At 34.5% G+C, this 19,115-nt stretch carries 20 protein-coding genes, 1 tRNA gene, 1 other RNA gene and 1 pseudogene; 17 read left to right on the top strand and 6 right to left on the bottom strand.

The features are described 5' to 3' along the window. Positions 1–252: 252 nt before the first annotated feature. The 7 genes from ffs (at position 253) to dnaN (ending at position 6,180) form a co-directional block, all read left to right on the top strand. Positions 253–351: signal recognition particle sRNA small type (ffs, locus tag ABLO99_RS06070), an RNA gene on the top strand. A gap of 16 nt (positions 352–367) precedes the next feature. Beyond that, positions 368–1,843 carry a DNA polymerase III subunit gamma/tau gene (gene dnaX / locus ABLO99_RS06065; protein WP_349967215.1) on the top strand — a complete coding sequence of 492 codons (1,476 nt, stop codon included), beginning with the start codon at positions 368–370 and terminating at the stop codon, positions 1,841–1,843. Between the two features lie 21 nt (positions 1,844–1,864). Further along, entirely contained in the window at positions 1,865–2,179 is a 315-nt protein-coding gene (locus ABLO99_RS06060) for a YbaB/EbfC family nucleoid-associated protein (protein WP_349968493.1), read from the top strand. A gap of 340 nt (positions 2,180–2,519) precedes the next feature. Further along, positions 2,520–3,239 (top strand): P44/Msp2 family outer membrane protein, encoded by a 720-nt coding sequence (locus ABLO99_RS06055; RefSeq protein WP_349967214.1) that lies wholly within the window; start codon positions 2,520–2,522, stop codon positions 3,237–3,239. Positions 3,240–3,533: 294 nt separating this feature from the next. Continuing rightward, positions 3,534–4,427, top strand: coding sequence for an RNA polymerase sigma factor RpoH (gene rpoH / locus ABLO99_RS06050; RefSeq protein WP_349967212.1), 894 nt, complete (start codon positions 3,534–3,536; stop codon positions 4,425–4,427). Further along, entirely contained in the window at positions 4,420–4,917 is a 498-nt protein-coding gene (locus ABLO99_RS06045; RefSeq protein ID WP_349967210.1) for an invasion associated locus B family protein, read from the top strand. Before rpoH ends, ABLO99_RS06045 begins: the two co-directional genes overlap by 8 nt. Before the next feature lie 111 nt (positions 4,918–5,028). Beyond that, positions 5,029–6,180, top strand: a complete 1,152-nt coding sequence (dnaN, locus tag ABLO99_RS06040; RefSeq protein ID WP_349967208.1) for a DNA polymerase III subunit beta — start codon at positions 5,029–5,031, stop codon at positions 6,178–6,180. Between the two features lies 1 nt (position 6,181). On the opposite strand, the gene truA is transcribed toward dnaN, so the two are convergent. Continuing rightward, positions 6,182–6,919, bottom strand: coding sequence for a tRNA pseudouridine(38-40) synthase TruA (truA, locus tag ABLO99_RS06035; RefSeq protein ID WP_349967206.1), 738 nt, complete (start codon positions 6,917–6,919; stop codon positions 6,182–6,184). A 119-nt stretch (positions 6,920–7,038) separates the two neighbouring features. Between truA and recA the strand changes: the two genes are divergently transcribed. After that, complete coding sequence (recA, locus tag ABLO99_RS06030) at positions 7,039–8,106, top strand: recombinase RecA (protein ID WP_047759575.1); 1,068 nt, start codon at positions 7,039–7,041, stop codon at positions 8,104–8,106. A 190-nt stretch (positions 8,107–8,296) separates the two neighbouring features. On the opposite strand, the gene ABLO99_RS06025 is transcribed toward recA, so the two are convergent. Further along, positions 8,297–8,566 carry a hypothetical protein gene (locus tag ABLO99_RS06025; protein ID WP_349967204.1) on the bottom strand — a complete coding sequence of 90 codons (270 nt, stop codon included), beginning with the start codon at positions 8,564–8,566 and terminating at the stop codon, positions 8,297–8,299. Between the two features lie 675 nt (positions 8,567–9,241). Between ABLO99_RS06025 and ABLO99_RS06020 the strand changes: the two are divergent. Both ABLO99_RS06020 and ABLO99_RS06015 read left to right on the top strand, forming a co-directional pair. Continuing rightward, a pseudogene (locus ABLO99_RS06020) lies at positions 9,242–9,797 on the top strand (IS5/IS1182 family transposase); the annotation flags it as partial. A 33-nt stretch (positions 9,798–9,830) separates the two neighbouring features. Then, a complete protein-coding gene (locus ABLO99_RS06015) occupies positions 9,831–10,046 on the top strand; it encodes a hypothetical protein (protein WP_238580430.1) in 216 nt (71 codons plus the stop codon). On the opposite strand, the gene ABLO99_RS06010 is transcribed toward ABLO99_RS06015, so the two are convergent. Next, positions 10,022–10,612, bottom strand: coding sequence for a nitroreductase family protein (locus tag ABLO99_RS06010; protein ID WP_047759573.1), 591 nt, complete (start codon positions 10,610–10,612; stop codon positions 10,022–10,024). The two genes, ABLO99_RS06015 and ABLO99_RS06010, sit on opposite strands and share 25 nt — an antisense overlap. 85 nt (positions 10,613–10,697) lie before the next feature. Here ABLO99_RS06010 and ABLO99_RS06005 point away from each other — a divergent pair, with 85 nt between their 5' ends. From ABLO99_RS06005 to petA, 6 genes are all read left to right on the top strand, one after another. Beyond that, on the top strand, positions 10,698–11,225 hold the full coding sequence (locus tag ABLO99_RS06005; RefSeq protein ID WP_349967203.1) for a biotin transporter BioY: 528 nt from the start codon (positions 10,698–10,700) through the stop codon (positions 11,223–11,225). Continuing rightward, entirely contained in the window at positions 11,222–11,632 is a 411-nt protein-coding gene (locus ABLO99_RS06000) for a DUF1284 domain-containing protein (RefSeq protein ID WP_047759571.1), read from the top strand. The genes ABLO99_RS06005 and ABLO99_RS06000 overlap by 4 nt, the downstream gene beginning before the upstream one ends. Before the next feature lie 143 nt (positions 11,633–11,775). Further along, positions 11,776–12,642: a tetratricopeptide repeat protein gene (locus ABLO99_RS05995; protein ID WP_349967201.1), complete on the top strand. Its 867-nt coding sequence runs from the start codon at positions 11,776–11,778 to the stop codon at positions 12,640–12,642. A gap of 64 nt (positions 12,643–12,706) precedes the next feature. Beyond that, positions 12,707–12,779, top strand: a tRNA-Val gene (locus ABLO99_RS05990). 51 nt (positions 12,780–12,830) lie between these two features. Continuing rightward, positions 12,831–15,533, top strand: coding sequence for a DNA topoisomerase (ATP-hydrolyzing) subunit A (gene gyrA, locus ABLO99_RS05985; RefSeq protein ID WP_349967199.1), 2,703 nt, complete (start codon positions 12,831–12,833; stop codon positions 15,531–15,533). A 92-nt stretch (positions 15,534–15,625) separates the two neighbouring features. Further along, positions 15,626–16,225: a ubiquinol-cytochrome c reductase iron-sulfur subunit gene (gene petA / locus ABLO99_RS05980; protein WP_047759568.1), complete on the top strand. Its 600-nt coding sequence runs from the start codon at positions 15,626–15,628 to the stop codon at positions 16,223–16,225. Between the two features lie 522 nt (positions 16,226–16,747). Here the strand turns inward: petA and ABLO99_RS05975 are convergent. Further along, on the bottom strand, positions 16,748–17,023 hold the full coding sequence (locus ABLO99_RS05975) for a type II toxin-antitoxin system RelE family toxin (RefSeq protein WP_047759567.1): 276 nt from the start codon (positions 17,021–17,023) through the stop codon (positions 16,748–16,750). Then, positions 17,014–17,229 carry a hypothetical protein gene (locus tag ABLO99_RS05970; protein WP_349967196.1) on the bottom strand — a complete coding sequence of 72 codons (216 nt, stop codon included), beginning with the start codon at positions 17,227–17,229 and terminating at the stop codon, positions 17,014–17,016. Before ABLO99_RS05970 ends, ABLO99_RS05975 begins: the two co-directional genes overlap by 10 nt. 143 nt (positions 17,230–17,372) lie before the next feature. Here ABLO99_RS05970 and ABLO99_RS05965 point away from each other — a divergent pair, with 143 nt between their 5' ends. After that, complete coding sequence (locus tag ABLO99_RS05965; RefSeq protein ID WP_349967195.1) at positions 17,373–17,630, top strand: hypothetical protein; 258 nt, start codon at positions 17,373–17,375, stop codon at positions 17,628–17,630. A 701-nt stretch (positions 17,631–18,331) separates the two neighbouring features. Here the strand turns inward: ABLO99_RS05965 and ABLO99_RS05960 are convergent. Beyond that, positions 18,332–19,114 (bottom strand): SDR family oxidoreductase, encoded by a 783-nt coding sequence (locus ABLO99_RS05960; protein WP_349967193.1) that lies wholly within the window; start codon positions 19,112–19,114, stop codon positions 18,332–18,334. Position 19,115: the final 1 nt, after the last annotated feature.

Here is a 19,115-nt window from a genome sequence, read left to right as displayed (position 1 = left end):
GTACTCCTAGAATCCATTGTCCATTGTATAATTTCCAAATATTTTTATACTTGGATCCCAGTGTCACGCACTGGGATGACATAAATAAACGCTGAAATGGCATAAATAAACATTGGAGCGACAATCTTATAATAACTTGCATAACAACTAACTTTTTGTTTATTTGAAAGTAACAGTGTACGAAATTTAACATATCAAGCTATCGAGCTGATATAGAATATACCTTGCTAAATAAAAAAAAAAGTATAACCTTTTATAAGGTATGCAGGCAAAAATTCTGTAACTTGGTCAGGTCAGAAATGAAGCAACCATATCAGAACCTTTTTGGGTTGCATACCTATTTGTACTATTTGTTTTATTCTAGGCTATGAACATAGCATTAAAATATCGTCCTAGTAGCTTTAAGGATTTAGTAGGTCAAGATATATTGGTGCGTATACTAAAAAACGCTTTTACTCTTAACAAAATTCCACAATCTATACTGCTTTCTGGCAGTAGTGGGATTGGTAAAACTACTACTGCCAGAATAATAGCTTTATGTTTGAATTGTTCATTAGGACCAACTTTTGAACCTTGTGGATTATGTACAAATTGTCTGGCGATAAAAAATTCAAGTCATCCAGATGTAGTTGAAATCGATGCAGCAAGTCACACTAGCATTGAGGACGTTAGAGTGATTTTAGGGGATATTTGCTATTTACCGATAAGTTCTAAATTCAAAGTTTACATTATAGATGAAGTACACATGTTATCTAGTAGTGCATTTAATGCATTACTTAAAACTCTAGAAGAACCACCATCTAACGTAAAGTTTATTCTGGCAACTACAGAAATAAAAAAGATACCAATAACTATTATTGCACGTTGTCAAAGGTTTGACTTATATAACATTCCTTCAGCTAAGATAGTGGGGCGTTTAAATGATATTGCACAAAAAGAAAATTATTTTATTGAAAAAGAAGCATCAGAATTAATTGCTCACCACTGTAGTAATTCAATGCGTAACGCTTTATTTTTGATGAATCAAGCAGTGCTATATAGCAAAGATGGTACAATATCCACTCAAAGTGTTACAGACATACTTGGTCTAGTAGATAGAAACGTTATATTTGATCTACTGGAAGCAGTATTAGATAGTGATTTACAGAAGGCTTTGTCAGTATTCGATAACGCGGTAAAGACAGCAAACTCACTCAATATTTTTGAAGATCTGCTGCAAACAATCCAGTTAGTGTGCCGTTTTTTAATTACAAAAGAGGTTGATACAGGATGTGAGAAGAGCAGAGTAAAAGACTTGAGTACAAAGAAGTCTTTAATATTTTTTTCGAGATTGTGGAAGGTGTTGCTTAAAAGTATTCAAGATATAAAAGTTTCAACATGCAATGAGGTTGCTGCTGAAATGATGTTAATTAGCCTTTGTTATCTTTCCGATTTACCTTCTCCGGAACAGGTGATCAAGAAAGTTCTTTCGCAGAGTATACAGCAGGGAAATACGCGTAATATAGGAAGTGAACAGCAACAAAATTATGATTTTAATAAGGTTTTGCAGTTATTAAGGCAGAGTAACCAAATTTATCTTTACAAACAACTGTGTAGTAATCTACAATTAATAGATTGTAGACTTGGGTATTTAAAATTAAAAGCTGTATCTAAGTTGAATAGTAATTTTTGTAATGACTTGAAAAATTACTTAAATCAAGCTACTAAGCAGGAGTGGGTTATTATAGTTGATACGAGTTATATGAACAGGGAAGTGAGCAATTTAAATTATGCACCTGCAGTTAAGGGTATACTGGATACGTTTAAAGGTGCAAAGGTGGTTAATGTGGAAAATAAGGAGTAAGTTGTGGATTTCAGTCAAATAATGAAGCAAGCGCAGGAAATGCAAAAGAGGCTTGCGGAAGCTCAAGAAAAATATATTGGAAAAGAGTTTCAAGGTATTTCTGGTGGTGGTAAAGTTTCTGTATTAGTGGAAGTTATAAAAATAGGTAGCTATAAAGCTAAAAAGGTAAACATAGACTTAGAGCTTATGAGAAATGAAGAAAAAGATATAGTAGAAGATTTAGTGACAGCAGCGTTTAATGATGCTATTAAAAAAGCAGAAGAGGATATGGCAAATGCAACTTCTGATCTTGCAGGTGTGATGGGTTTACCACCTGGATTTAAACTTCCTTTTTAATCTGTATTACTAAAATTTCTCTTGATGTAATAACTAAGTATTTTCTTTTTACTATTTCTAATACTAGTATTTCTTAATGTAGCATGTTTACATTACTGCACGAACATGAAGCAAGTTACAGTGGTAAAAACAAAGCAGAAGATAAAAAGACTAGTGAAGTGAAAATCAAGAACGAAAAAAGTCATATAATCCTGTTTATTTATTAATAAAGCCTTTGTGTTCTTCTGAAAAGAAGTTAAGATATAGAATATTTTGTGTTATTAAGTTAGCACTTGACTTAACTTTAGTTATCATTTAGACTGCTAAAGTGGAATTTTAATTTTTTTTAACGAGGGCAATTATGCATTATAAAAAGTTTTTTTCAGCAGCTGCTTTAGTGACGTTGCTAAGCCTATCAAACTCTGCTTTTTCATCAGATCCTATTGGTCCAATAAGTGATGAAGAAACCAGCTACTACGTTCGTTTGCAATATAATGGTGAAATTTCACCTTTCAAGACAAAAATTGATGGTATTGAGTATAAAAAAGATAATAACGACGCTCAAGATCCTTTAAAAGCATCTTTTATGGCTGGTAGTGGTGCATTTGGTTATAAAATGGATGACATCAGAGTTGATGTTGAGGGACTTTACTCACAACTAAACAAAAACGACGTTATTGGTGCAGAATTTACTCCAGCAATTGTTGCAGACAATGTGACAGCTTTTTCAGGATTAGTTAATGTTTATTATGATGTAGCAATCGAAGATATGCCTATCACTCCATACGTTGGTGTTGGTGTTGGTGCAGCATATGTAAGCAATCCTTTAGCAACAAAAGTTGCTGGTGATAAAGACTCTGGATTTGGTTTTGCTTATCAAGCGAAAGCTGGTGTCAGTTATGACGTAACTCCAGAAATCAAACTTTACGCTGGCGCTCGCTATTTTGGTTCTTATGGCGCTAACTTTGATGGAACAAAACAAGATCCTGATGATCCAGAGAAAAAGGTTACTGATAAAGGCGCACACAAAGTTTTTTACAGTACTATTGGTGCAGAAGCTGGAGTAGTGTTTAATTTTTAGTCTATCTCAGTCTTGTTATCCCAGTGGGTTTTTCTTGTCATTCAAGTAGCATGACACTGGGATCTAGAAAAAAGAAATGTGAATTCCAGTGTTTGAACACTGGAATGACACATTGTTTATTTAAATTATAGCGTTTATTGTTACGCGCTAGTAATTTTAATCAGGTAGCTGATGTTGAAGTGTATTGTTGCTAAGATTTCAATTGGATGGAAAGTTGTGCTTTTTTTAATTAAAGCTTGAATTTCTCACTAAAAATCAATATATTATATACATGGAGTTTTAATTTAAGTTATTATGTTGACCCCAGTAGCGAATTTATATGTTAATAGTAGCACTAATCTTATGCAATATATTGCTGAAGTGCGAAAATTTCCTATGCTTTCCCAAGAAGAGGAAGTGCGATTAGCAAAAAATTGGCAAGAACATAAGGATATTTCTTCTGCTCACAAGTTGATTACCAGCCATTTGAATTTAGTAGTAAAAATTGCAATGAAATTTAAGAACTACGGGCTATTGTTGATGGACTTGTTCATGGAAGGAAATATGGGTTTAATGCATGCAGTGAAAAAGTTTAATCCTGACTTGGGATTTCGTTTTTCAACTTATGCAGTATGGTGGATTGAAGCTTCAATAAAAGACTTTATATTGAAATCTTGGTCACTTGTGAAAATAGGTACAACGCAAGCGCAAAGGAGATTATTTTTTAGTTTACGTAAAATGAAAAAAAGAATTTTACAATACACAAACAGAGAAACTTTGAGTAACGAAGAAATAAAAGCAATATCAAGTGAGCTTTCTGTATCTGAAGAAGATGTTGTACAAATGAACTATCGTTTGGCTTGTAAGGATCAGTCGTTAAATAATTGTATAAAAATAGGTGACGACTCTAAAAAGGAGTTACAAGATATGATTCCGTGTAATTTAGTCAGTCAAGAAGTAGCTTACCAGAATCATGAAGAAAAGGCATTAAAAGAAACAATTTTAAGCAATGCATTGACAACTCTTAACGAAAGATCAAGAGACATTTTTATTAGCAGATATTTGTCTGAGAGTAATCAAACTTTGGACGAGCTTAGCAAAAAATATTGTGTTTCAAGAGAAAGAATAAGACAGTTGGCTGAGCAAGCGATGAGTAAGGTAAAACAACATATAAAATCAGAGAGTTTGAAACTTGGTTTACATGCGTAGTCTTTTCGTATTTCTAATATTTTTTTCAATAGGCACCTTTGCATCGGTTAGTAACGTACAACTGAACGAAAAATATAAAGATTGGTTTGTGTATACTGCATTGGAAGATGGTGAAAAAGTGTGTTACATTGTATCCTACCCTAAGAAAAAAAGTGAACATTATACAGCCGATCGCAAACCGTATGTAATGATCAGTTACGTTGATAAAAAAGCAGATGAGGTAAGCGTCACTTCTGGTTTTCAATATAATAAGGAGCCTGTAATTCTCAATATTGATAAAAAAGCTAAATATCAATTGCCGATAATACAGGGAAGTCTTGCGTGGTCAGATAATACAAAAACGGACCAAGATTTGATTCTAAAAATGAAGCAGGGATTATCAATGATAGTTAATGGAAAAGTAAAAACAGCAAATGTTGATGATACTTATTCCTTGCTTGGGTTTCAAAAAGCGTACCAAAAAATGCATGATTTATGCCATACAAAGTAAATTATTGATCACTAAAGTATAATATAGGCTGTTTTGTCTCTCAGACAAAAATATGGATATCACTTTACATAGAATATGAATATCATTTAAAATATATTTTTGAGAATTAATATGTCAGAAATTGCAGATGTAGGAATCAAAGAACAAAGTACTGTGTGTGAACAAATGCGTTTTAGTGTAAGTCGTGCAAGTCTTTTAAGCACGTTATCGAAAGTAAGTGGAGTGGTTGAAAGGCGCAACGCGATAGATGTTTTGGCATGTATAAATATCAAAGCACAGTATGGCAGCATAAAACTGAAGGCTACTGATCTTGATATTTCAGTATTTGCCTCACTTGCTGCAGATATATCAACGGAAGGAGAAGTGAAAATCTCAGCACATACTTTATATGACATAGTGAAGAAGTTGCCAACTGATTTGGATGTCAATTTCGAAATGAATAACCAAGGAAAATTATTGATATCCTGTGGAAATGCAAATTTTTCTTTACCGAATGTAGTTTCAAATAACTTTCCTGTCCTTGAAGAAGATGGTCATCGATACAATTTCACTCTACTAAGTGCAGATTTGGTAGACTTATTGACTAAAACAAGGTTTGCTGTGTCGCTAGATGATACAAGGTATAATTTAAATGGGATATATATACATACAGATGAGCAATTTCTGTACTGCGTTGCAACTGATGGCCACCGTTTATCACGTATGAAGAGCCATAAGCCTAAAGATATCAACGGCAAATTTGGTGTGATCATTCCACGTAAAACTATCATGGAACTGTTGAAAGTATTGGGTGATTGTAATGAGGTTAATGTAAAACTTTCAGATAGAAAAATCAAATTTACATGTGGTGAGTATATTCTAATATCAAAACTGATAGATGGGACTTTTCCAGATTATAAAGCCGTTATCCCAACGTCTCAAGATAAACAAATGATTGTTGAGAGTAGTAAGCTTGCTAGTGTTATAGATCGAGTTTCTGTTGTTGTGTCCGATAAAATAAAATCCATTAAATTTTCATTGCAAAAGAATTTATTAACTCTACATTCAAACTCCCAAGAGTGTAGTGATGCAACTGAGTCTATAGAGGTGGATTACGATGGAGCTCTTGTGGAAGTAGGATTTAATTCTCGTTATTTGCTTGATGTTTTATCCTGTATAAAAAATAAGTGTAAATTTAGCTTGTCAGATGGTAATAGTGCTACAATTATCACTGATGAAGATGATTCAAGTGCACTATATATAGTGATGCCAATGAGGACTTAAGCTAGTAATCTATCTTTACTAAGTATAAGCCGCAAGGTGGTGCAGTGATTCCAGCAGCGTTTCTTTTACATTGACTTAATATATTTAGCATTTCTTGTGGATTAGTTCTGTTTTTTCCAAATTCAACTAAAGTGCCAACAATGATCCTCACTTGGTTATGTAAAAAGGAAATAGCAGATATTTTGATGTGTATATGACTTCCATTTTGTACTATATCAATATCGTCGATTGTTCTGACCGGATTTGTAGCTTGACAATCTTTTGAGCGGAAGCTTGAAAGATTATGTTTTCCAAGCAGGTGTCTAGCAGCTTCACGCATGATGTTTACGTCAAGTGGGTTAAATACTTGCCACACATAACCGATTTCCAGAGCTGCAGGAGCGTAGCGATTAATTATTCTATATTCATAATATCTTTTTTTTGCTGAGAAGCGTGCATGAAATGCATCATCTGCAACTTCTGCACCAAGCACAACTATAGGAATCGCTTTTAAGTGATAGTTTATTCCATTTCTTATTCTGTAAAGCTCAAATTGCCTTTCCATATCAAAATGAGCAACTTGCCCTAAAGCATGAACCCCTGCGTCAGTTCTGCCACCACAATTCAAAGTGACTTTCTCACCGCTAAAATTAAATATAGCGTTTTCTATGGTCTCCTGAATTGAGTTAGCAGGGTGTTGTTGCTTCTGCCAACCAGAGAAACCACTACCATTGTATTCTATCGTTATTTTGTATCGCACTACAAAGTCTATCTATCTTAATATAATTTAGGTCACTAACGTTCTTCGTTATTAAAAAACCCTTGGCAGATTGTTCGCGTTCAATTACCATGGAGATTATACAAGTTAATAAATGATCCATGGCAAACAACCCAGAAGAAAGAAATAATGATAAGCAAAAAGCACTAGATAATGCAATAAGTCAAATTGAAAAAGCATTCGGTAAAGGTGCAATAATGAAGCTGAAGCAAAACCCTGTAGAAAAAATAGACACGATATCCACAGGGTCGATTGCACTTGATTCAGCTCTGGGTGTTGGGGGACTGCCAAAAGGACGTATAATTGAGATATTTGGCCCTGAGAGTTCTGGTAAAACCACCCTTGCTTTACATGTAATTGCTGAAGCACAGAAAAAAGGAGGATTATGTGCATTTATTGATGCGGAGCATGCGTTGGATGTTATATATGCTCGTAAACTTGGGGTGAATACCGATGATTTAGTGATTTCACAACCAGACACTGGAGAACAAGCGTTGCATATTGTTGAGTATTTAGTATGTTCTGGTGCAGTTGATGTAATAGTTATTGACTCTGTTGCAGCATTAACTCCAAGAGCTGAAATTGAAGGGGATATGGGCGATCAGCACATGGGATTGCAAGCAAGACTTCTAAGTCATGGGCTCAGGAAGCTAACCTCTGCAGTTTCAAAAGCAAACTGTATATTGATATTTATTAACCAAATTCGTATGAAAATAGGAGTAGTATATGGAAACCCTGAAACTACCACCGGTGGAAATGCGTTAAAATTCTATACTTCTATAAGACTTGATATAAGGAAAGTTGGTGCAATAAAGGATAAAGAGAATATCACGGGTAATGAAACGAGAGTTAAAGTTGTAAAAAATAAAGTTGCTCCTCCATTTAGAGAAGCAAAATTTGATATAATGTACAATGAAGGCATATCAAAACTTGGAGAAATAATAGATATAGGAGCAAAACTTGGTGTGCTTGAAAAGGCAGGTGCTTATTATTCATATAACAATACGCGTCTTGGGCAAGGAAGGGAAAATGTAAAAAATTACCTTAAGGCAAACAAAGAAATTGCATATGAAATAGAAACAAAAATCAGGGATTTATTTAAAAATCACGATGATTCTATCGCAATAGAAGAGGAACACGAACAACTTCTAGAAGAATCAGTATTCTAATTTAGATTAGGATGAAGTTTTAGTATCCATTCAGATGCATGTGAAACGCAGTGCTCCCTTTCTTGTCATCCCAGTGCCTTGGCACTGGGATGGTTTTGTTGCATAGCACTTCATGTGGTGGTGGTTTACGACAAATTCATGTAACTATTTCAAATTTAGTTATGCCAATATCAGTAAATTTATTGAGCAATTAGCATTTTATTAGCAATTCTTTTTCTCGATTTATCTCAGATTTATTTTTGAAACTAAATCCAAATATTTGCTTTAATCTATAGAAAAATGCTTCAATATAAGACCGTGTTCCATACTTAACTTTTTTCTTCCATTTTTTAATACCATATTTATAGTTTTCATATTCTACTAATGTACTTGTTTCTTTCTGATAAGTAGTCAGCTCTAGTATCCTTCCTAGGCCGAATAACAGGTATAATGTTGTATTTCCTGCATTCTTTATACACACTTCTTATATCATAAGCTGCATCTGCTCGAATAGAATATACTTATCACTAATTTTCTTTAACACATCACAGACCGATAAATAGTCCGGAAATTAGTATGCTTATTGCTTTCTTATCGTTTATGTTTAAAACAACGTGTAGTTTTCTTACTTGATCATAACGATTGTATTTTCTTTCTCGAATATTAAGTTTACTATGGCCACCATTGTTATTGTAGATACTAACTCTCGTGCTATCTATAGCAATTTCAATATTTTTCCAATCACATTTCTACGATCATCAATTTTCAAGTTTTGAATCTTCTGGAAGCTTGCGTGTAACCTTAAGGTTTTTGCATCATATAACCTTTTACAAAACCTACAGCTTGCCTTAGACCAATTCTAAAAAGAACATGTATTAGAATCACAACTTTATCACTATAAATGTACCCGCAACTCTTGGAGTGTTTGCATACCAATTTTCTATAGCTTCGCTGACAAAATAAAAAATATTTCCCCTCCCTTGAAGAAACTTATTATATTCACCATGATTACTGACTCTCATTTTTTGCGGCATGTTTTCATTAAAATGATTATTTTACTAAAATGTGTTGGTAACCATATATTTAACAAGAACCTTTCCTTTATTACCACCTTAAAATACTCTAGCTATGCAACAAAGCCATTCTGTATTATTGAACTTATATAACACACCGATTCTTGAGTAACTTGTATAACTCAAACATTTGCCGATTATTCAAGAAAATGGAACCACTTTTGGCTAAAAAAATCTCAATAAAAAAGGACAGGCCAGAAAGAATTTTGAAGATATTAGCAGATGTAACCAATACAACGGCCAAAAGATAGAAAAATTGTCTTATTCTGGAAAGAAAAGAGTAAACACAATGAAAGCAGAAATCGTTATAAAAGAAGATGGGCAAATTCTATCAGTATCACACAGAGCACGATTTTAAGATACGAAAACAGGAAAAAATGTTGCCAAAAGAGAATGTAAAGTATGCAGATTCTGGGGTGGCAAAAATTGAGAGTAACGTTGTAATTCCACATAAAAGGTATCGGGCTGACGGATGATCAACAATCGGAAGCTGGTATCATTTAGGTAGAGCATAAAATCTGTGAAATTAAGATTTTATGTCGCATACCTATCGCAATTTTCAGAAGAAATACAACATGAATAATTGCTGATCTGGTAAACCTCAGACATGGGTTTTTATTGATCCTGCTGTTCGCCTAACTCATGCTGAAATTAGTTGCATACCGTTTCGCAGTGGGTCTTATTTTTAATTGGCACTTTGCTGTTTATGGCTTTCGAGAAGATATGTGGGACGGCATGGATTATGAATTGGGAAGTAAAAAGCTTCTATGGAAAGACTGGCAAACAATTGAAGAGGGTAGAATGAAAAAGCATTATTTACCAGATAATCCAATTTTTAAGATATTAAGAGAAGAATGGTCAAGTCAGCTCGCTGGCCATTCGTCATAAAAAAATATTTCTTCTATTGGCTTTCTTTTTTTTTCTTTGATTTCAGCACCCTCTTCTTCGTAACCAACTGCTATTACTGACATTACATTAAAATCACCGGATATATCGAACTCTTTCACTATTTTATCTCTATCAAAACCGCCCATTTGGTGGGCCATTAAGTTCATAGCTGCAGCTTGTAGCATAAGTCCATAATTCGCTGCGCCAGTATCGTGATTAGCCCAAAAATTTTCACCTTTATCAGATTTACGGAAATTCCTAGCGCTTAGAGATATAATTAGTATTTGTGCATCTTTTGCCCACTTTTGATTAGATTCATCAAGGCAATTGAGCAATTTTTTCCATGCGTTTTGATTGCTCTGTTTATTGCATATCATATATCTCCAAGGTTCATCACCAAAACACGAGGGTGTTAGCCTTACAGCTTCTATTAAAATATCCATTTCTTTCTGAGATATTGCTCTTGTATGATCGTATGAACGTCCGCTGTGTCTTGTTTTCATCAACGATAATAGATCTTGTGGTTTACTTATCATTTTTAATTTTATAGTGCATAAATAATTCATTGTAGCGCAATACAAGCAAAATTTAAATTGCAAAACCTCTTACACATATATATTACATTTAATAAGTTATTTTTATTGGGAAGGTATGTTTATAACACAATCTAGCAGTAGGTCAACGCTGGCTGAAATATTGTCTTGCGTTTTACTTTTGTTCTTGACGGCTCAAATAAGCATACCATTGCAGCCTGTACCTATCACATTGCAAACTTTAGGAGTGATGCTTATTGGGCTTAAATTTAATCGCAGAACAGCGTTTTATTCCGTACTTACGTATATGTTACTTGGTGCAGCAGGGTTGCCTGTCCTTGCAAGTTTTTCTGGTGGGTATCACATTTTTCTCGGGCCAATAGGTGGGTATTTAATTGGCTTTTTAGCTGCAGTGATGGTGATGAGTAGAGTAAATGAACTTTTAAACTCTAAATGTGAATCACTTGTACGTAATTCTTTAAGTTGCCTAGCTGGTACAGTTGTAATCTTTGTTTGTGGTGTTAGTTGGCTTGCTATTTACGTAGGTCTGGAACAAGCAATAATGGTAGGCGTTTTACCATTTATCCTTCCTGGTTTGGTAAAAATTTTTCTACTTGTAGCGGCTTTGCAGTATTTGAAAAAGTGATAAGGTTTCGTCCTCATCATTTCATGTGCACTCTTGCATTTCAGGGATATGGGTATTCTCAGGGTTTTGTAGAAAATTATAAAAAGATAGCAAGTGAAATGGTTAGTGATTCCAACACTCAAATCAAAGTGGTCGGCAATCTTGATAGTATTTGTAGTGCTTGCCCAAACCAGACTAAACAAGGTAAATGCACCACACAAGCTAAAGTTTTAGAGCTAGATAGAAGGCATATGGAAATTTTAGGAATAAAAATTGGCGAGACTTTGACCTGGAGTGAAGCGGTAGAAAAGATTAGAGAGAAAATGTCTTTAAAGAAATTTGACTACGCATGTGAGGGGTGCAACTGGCAGCCATATGGAATATGTAAGAATGCTCTTTTAAATTGTCATGCTTACAAAGGTAGTTGACAAAATGTTAAGATAAATTGAAGTACTTTCATGAAAATGAGGCAAATATGAAGTACAAAAATGCATTCTAAATAGTGTCTGCCAATTAATAATATCTTTATTATTATATTAGATAAGTAATTTAGCATTTATGAATTTGTAATGTGTTGCGTATAGTTCAAAGAAATAAGGTTTACTGGTTACACGCTGCAGCCAATCCCACAACACTAGGACCTATGTTGATCTGCATGTTAATTTGCGTTGTAATTTTATGGAGGTCTTCTGTTACCTATGCTAGTGAAAATTTGGAAATACAAAAGGCCCTCGATAATGTTGTCAAGAATATAAAAGCTGATAAAAAATATAAAGATCTTGATGTTATTGAGAGAAAAAGTGACAAATTTAATATCAAAATTTCGCAGAATTCTGGCAAGAATTTTGACATATACTCTATTTTAAAAAAAGCAAAAGATTCCTTTGAGTTGGGAGATAATGAGACAGCTATTTCTCTCCTTAATCAGATTATCGCAAAATTTCCTTATCATAAAAGTGCTTTAATTGGACTAGGGAATATTTATTACACTAATAAAGAATACAAAAAAGCTGTAGAGATTTACACAAAACTGTTAAAAGAATACTCTAGTACCCCTTATATATTAAAAAATTTTCTGACGATAATCTCACAATATGATCCTGATTTGGCATTGAGTGAAATGTTGAAATTATATGATATACACAAGAATTACGCTCCTTTATCAGCAAATTTAGGTCTGATCTATATGAAAAAAGAGGATTATATAAAAGCTAGAGAATATATGACAGAAGCAATTTCTCTCGATCAAAACAATATTTTTTATACCTATAATTTAGCTGTTATTCTAGATAAACTCTCAGATTTTAAAAATGCTGCAGCATTTTATTTAAAGTTGTTGAACATGTCAAAAAATGCAAGTGAGAGAATACCTTTACACAAGGTAGCAGCAAGACTGAAATTTATAAAACTCCACAGTGCGCACTCAGCGATTTCATAAGAGGTACTTGCATCGCTATTTTTGTTTACAACAACAACATTGAACTATAGAATTGTATCTAGAGGGGCAATTAGCTCAGCTGGTAGAGCATCTCGTTTACACCGAGGAGGTCGGCAGTTCAAGTCTGTCATTGCCCATTAGTCTAGCTGAATGTTAGTATTACAATTATTTCAATCAAAGTATAAAAAATGCAAGACAATATAGTACCAGTTTCGATAGTAAAAGAGCTAGAAGATTCTTATCTCTCCTATGCAATGAGTGTAATCATAAGCCGAGCTATACCTGATGTGCGAGATGGATTTAAACCTGTACATAGGCGTATATTATATGCAATGTCGAGAGCTGGATTCGATGCCGGTAAGCCATATAAAAAGGCAGCTCGTATAGTTGGGGACGTAATGGGAAAATATCACCCACATGGTGATGCAGCTATTTATGATTCCTTGGTCAGGATGGCTCAAGATTTTTCTCTTCTTTTACCGCTCATTGATGGGCAAGGTAACTTTGGTTCGATAGATGGAGATCCGCCAGCTTCAATGCGATACACAGAAGCAAGGCTTCAAAAAGTGTCGCACTTTTTACTGAATGATATTGATGAAGATACAGTTGATTTTAGGGCAAACTACGACGGAAATGAAACGGAGCCTGTCGTATTGCCGGCAGAATTTCCGAATCTATTGGTAAACGGTGCAAATGGTATTGCAGTTGGTATGGCAACCAATATTCCTTCTCATAATCTTGGCGAGATAGTTGATGCTTGCATGTTATATATAGATAACCCTGAAGTTACTCTAGATGAATTGCTTGAAGTAATACCAGGGCCTGATTTTCCAACAGGTGGAACGATTCTTGGCAGATCTGGAATAAGATCAGCGTTTGCTAAAGGCCGAGGTTCGATTGTCGTGCAGGGTAAAACCCATATAGAAAATCTGCCACAAGATAGGCAAGCGATAGTTATTGATGAGATACCCTACCAAGTAAATAAAGTAAGATTAATTGAGAAAATAGGTGAGCTCGTAAAAGAAAAAAGAATTGAGGGCATAACAGAAATTAGGGATGAGTCTGATAAGTCTGGTATCAGGGTAGTAATTGATCTCAAAAAAAACACTGAAGCAGATTTTATATTAAATCAAATACTAGGACTTACTTCTCTGAGAAGTAGCTTTAGCGTTAATACTTTAGTTCTGAACAACAACAGACCTACTTTGATGTCATTGAAAGAAATCATAGCTGCTTTTATTGATTTTAGAAAAGAAGTACTACTCAGGAGAACAGGGTTTCATCTAAGAAAAACGAGAGAAAGAGCTCATATATACATAGGGCTCTATATTGCGGTCCTCAGCATAGATGAAGTGATAAAAATCATCCGTGGTGCAAAAGATCCTGAAGAAGCAAGCAGAGAGCTTTTAAACAAGAAATGGAAAACCTCAGCTGAAATAAACGCAATTATTGAGCTAATCTCAGATAGCACGAGCTTTTTGAAAGACGGAGTGTATAGATTAACTGAACTACAAACGAAAGCTATTCTTGACATAAAATTGCAACGTTTAACAGGCCTTGAAAAAGACAAATTAGAAACTGAGCTAAATTCAATGATCAACTTGATAAAAGAATATATTGCTTTTCTTGGCTCAGAAGAGAAATTAATGCAAGAAATAAAAAACAATTTACAAGAAATAAAGAATAGATTTGCCGTACCACGAAAAACTGCAATAGAAGAATCAGATATGGACATTGAAGCTGAAGATCTAATTCTACAAGAGGATATGGTAGTGACCGTAACTATGAATGGTTACATCAAACGTGTTAAGCTCTCTCACTATAGAACCCAGCATCGTGGTGGAAAAGGAAAGCTAGGACAAGGATTAAAAGAGGAGGACATAATCACAAAATTATTTGTTGGAAATACTCATACTAGTCTTTTATTCTTTTCTAATACCGGTCGAGTTTACAGATTAAAGGTTTATAAACTGCCTCTTGCAGAGCCAACTGCACGTGGAAGAGCGCTTGTTAATATATTTCCGCTTAGCGATGGTGAAACAATAACTAATATAATGCCATTACCAAGTGAAAATAACGAAAATCAAAACATAGTTTTTGCTACTGCTCATGGAAACATAAGGCGTAACTCCTTAACAGACTTTCACTACATTCCAAGCAATGGAAAAATAGCAATAAAGCTCGACGAAGGGGACAAATTAATATCAGTTAAAGTATGTAGCGAAATTGATCATGTTTTACTTTCAACAACACTTGGAAAAAGCATCAGATTTGTTGTAAACGATGTGCGTCAATTTAAGAGTCGCAATTCAGATGGCGTAAGAGGTATCAAACTTGCAAAAAGTGACAGTGTGATATCCATGACCATACTAAATGGCATAGGTATTGCAACAGAAACAAAAGAACTTTACTTAAGAGTTCCGCTTGCAAAAAGACTGGAAGCTGCAACCAACAATTCAATTGATTCTAAATTAGAAAAAACTTTGAATGATTTAGGAATAGATAATGAATTATTCTTAAAACTCGCAGTGAATGAGGAGTTCATATTAACTATTACTGAAAATGGCTTCGGTAAAAGAACTTCTGCATATGAGTATAGGATAACCAATAGGGGCGGTTCTGGTGTTGTCAATATTTCTACTACTAGCAAAAAAGGTAATGTTGTTGCTAGTTTTCCAGTTGAGCTGGATGACAATATAATGCTTATTACAGACAAAGGGAAGTTAATTCGCATTTCAGTCAACGAAATTAGAATTGCAGGACGTAGTACTCAGGGAGTCACTCTCTTTAAAACAGAAAGTAGAGAGAAGGTGGTGTCAGTGGCAAAAATTGAAGATCCTGATTCCACTAAAGATAGTATTTCTGAAGTTGAAAATTCTATTTCTTCTTAATTGTAATAAAGGCTAAGCAAATAGTGCAAATTTCTGTTGATTAATCTATAGTATTTAAATTAAAATATATATATATGGTCAAGTAGAGATTGATGGGTAAGAAATTAACTAAAAATAAAAAATCATTGACAAATGAGAAGAATAAAAAAACACTTCCTGTTAAAGATCTTACCAGAAATAAGAGTAGAAGAGATTTTATAACGTTAACTACGTGCGCCATGGCAGGTATAGGAGCTGCAAGCGGTCTTTGGCCGCTGGTTAAGTCTATGAGCCCTTCTGCTGAGGTTTTAGCAATATCTACGGTTGAGGTTAATCTATCTGATATTCAAGAAGGGCAAGGAAAAAAAGTAAAATGGCAAGGTAAACCAGTATTTATTCGCAGACGTACAAAACAAGAGATTGAGGCTGCAAGAGCCATAAATGCAGAAAGTTTGAGAGATCCTGAGTCAGACGAAAAAAGAGTATACAAAGGGAAAGATGAATGGTTAATTATGATTGGAATATGTACCCATCTTGGATGTGTACCAGTTAATCACGCCACAAAAGACGGCAACGGTTGGTTCTGCCCTTGTCACGGTTCATATTATGACACATCAGGCCGAGTGATTGGCGGTCCTGCACCAAAAAATATGGCTATACCTGACTACTTTTTTCCAAGTGAAAATGTTGTAGTAATTGGCAAGAAAGCTTAACACATAGAAAAGTGGCTAATGTACAAATAAAGCGCGTAGCTGTACGAATAAAGGTTATTTCCTCGGTATAAAAGATCCATATTCTGGTTCTGCTGATTATTCAATTGATTTGCTAAGTGAGAAGAAGCAGACATACTCGTAGCAGTTTTGCGGCCTGCAGAGCCATGTATAGTGCTATTTGCTAATTGAAGGCAAGCACATCCTTCCTTTAAACCACCAGTTATGGTGTCAAGGCTGCTCTATTCCTGTTGTTATTCCTTCTATTCCACTCGTGTTTGCAAGTAGCTTATTGTTTTATAGTCTTTGAGATAATCAAATATTGGTCTCTGAGCCCTCCTTCCTCTTTACCTTAAACCGGAGACTCCTCAAACTCAAGATCTTGTTTTCGTCACCTCTCCCAATGAGTTATATATATAACTCATAGTGGGGGATAGCCAAAAAAATGAGTTATTTTTGAGCTGAGCGAAGCCGCCTAAGGTGAAGAGCAAGGAGGGTTGTATAATAATATATTTGAGTTTATATTTATTTTTTATAAATATCACATCTATGTCCTATCTCTGTGATAGTCACTATATGCTCTAATTGATTTACCCTGTAAATTATACGGTACTCACCAACTCTTAGCCTTCTACGTCCTTTTAAGTTATGATATAGTGGTTCACCAAAATTCATTGGATCAACTGTAAGACGTTCTTTTATAGCCTTTTGAATTCTTAGCCTTATTGTCTTTGGAAGGTTTGGTAAATCTCTCTCAACAACACTCTTGAGGGACTTAACTTTATAATGCTCTAATCCCACTTAATATCTTCAAGATCAATTGTTTCTGCACCTTCAACATCACGCTCATCAGAAATTTTAGACACTAAAAAATCTTCCATTTCACGATCTATTGCTTCTTTAAATAGCCTTTCTGCTAATTCTTGAGTGGGCTGCTTAGTGAGCTCAACTAGCTTGGCAAAATGCCGCAAAGTTTCTTTACTGAAAGCTATATTAGCGTTTGCCATAAATTTTACCAAAATCTACTAATAATTATACAACATTTTCCTGAAATTTTCAATAAAGAAAGCGAAGTAATTATACTAATATTAACATAATATTAATGCTTATATGTTAAAATTATATTGATTTTTTAATTAAGGAGTATATTATGGTAGAATATAGGTATAGCGGGAACCCTTTAAAGTGCGTCAACGATTGTCATACAGATTTCTCGAACCATCAAGAAATAGGAAAACTGACGGATTGCGTTAAAGAGTGTCAAGCTACTCATTTTAAATTTCCCCCATCTCATTCAGAAGAGCCAACACCTATTAATATAAGTGATATATTAATAGATATTAGAGATAATTTCTATGATCTTGCAAATAATTTCCATAATCTTGCAAGTTCAGTGTCTGTTCTGTAGCAGATACAGGTTTAATATCAAAAAAATGTGAGGCTTCTTTTGTACTCTATTCTTCTGAAATTTTCAATAAAGAACTATATTGACAAGTAATTACAGACTTAGTATATAGCTTTTGCTGATGTTAAGGAGAAATGACACAGACTAAGTATAGTATTGCAAGACATCAAATGTTAGTAAGTTAGTCTACTTTGAGGAATTTAAAGATATAAGTTTAGCAATTAATAAAGAAAAGCTTCTAAAGGTATCTGTTCAGATTCATGTGAAACCAGTGCTTCTTTTCTTGTCATCCCAGTGCTTGACACTGGGATCCAGATTGACGAAAACGCTCTACAACGTTTTTTGTGAAAAAGGACTGGATGCCAGTGTCAAGCACTGACCATTTGTTTCTACGTTTTTGTCTATCTTATTTTGCCACCCTGCTGAACGGATACTTCTAAAGAGCTGGCAGAGAAAATGGAAAACAAACCAAGAATGGAAAAATTTATATGATGAAATCATATCTGGATTCCAGTACTTGAATGACACCCATTTCTTTCCAGTGCTTCCTTTCTTGTTATCTCAGTTTCCATCATGTCATCCCAGTACTGGGATCCAGATTGACGAAAGCGCTCTTACAACGTTTTTTGCCAGTATCAGCTACTTTCATGACAACCATTTGTTCCCATAGTTGTCGTCTACCTTATTTTGCCACCCTGCTGCAATTATTTTCTCCATTCTGATGTATGTAAGCTTTTTAATCCCATCTTGTAATCAGGATAAATTAGAGAGATATCAAGATCTTTTTTAATTTTAGTATTACTCACTTTTTTTGATCCTAAATAAAAACTCTGCACATAATCTGGCAAGGAAGTTGGCTCTGGAGGGCTAATATTGAGAAGCTCGGCTGCATACATTACCACTTCTGATTGCGTAGCAGGTAAGTCATCCGCACAATTGTATATTTCACAAGGCTTTATATTTTGCATGGAAGAAAATAAAATATTCGATATATCTTCAACGTGAATATGAGAAAAAATTTTTTTCACATTTCTTGCTTTGCCAAGCTGTAAGTCAATTAACGCATTTCTACCAGGGCCATATATTCCAGCCAAACGGAAAATATGCACAGGTAATTTGCTATTTAGCCACTTCTTTTCAGAATCAAGGCGCTTTTCTCCTCTGATTTCTATAGGTTTTGTTTCAGATTCCTCATTCACCCAATTACCACAGTGGTCACCATAAACGTTAGTTGCAGACAAATAACCCACCCATTTTACGTTTTGCAGACCATATCTTTCCACAACATCATCGCCATCTGGAGGAATAGAAATTAAAACATGCGTTGCACTTTTAAGTAGATCTTGGTTGACTTCCTCATAATCAAAAAGAGTTACATTTTGTATACTTTTATTTCTTGATGTACCGCTAACTTTCCAACCTAAGTTCAGTAGTTTTTTCGATAGAAATTTAGCTACATATCCATAGCCAAAGCAAAATAAGTGCATG

The sequence above is a fragment of the Wolbachia endosymbiont of Armadillidium arcangelii genome (assembly GCF_040207875.1).
In the GTDB taxonomy this organism is placed as follows: Bacteria; Pseudomonadota; Alphaproteobacteria; order Rickettsiales; family Anaplasmataceae; genus Wolbachia.
The sequence above is the reverse complement of the archived record's forward strand: the minus strand, read 5'-3'. Positions and strand labels throughout refer to the sequence as shown.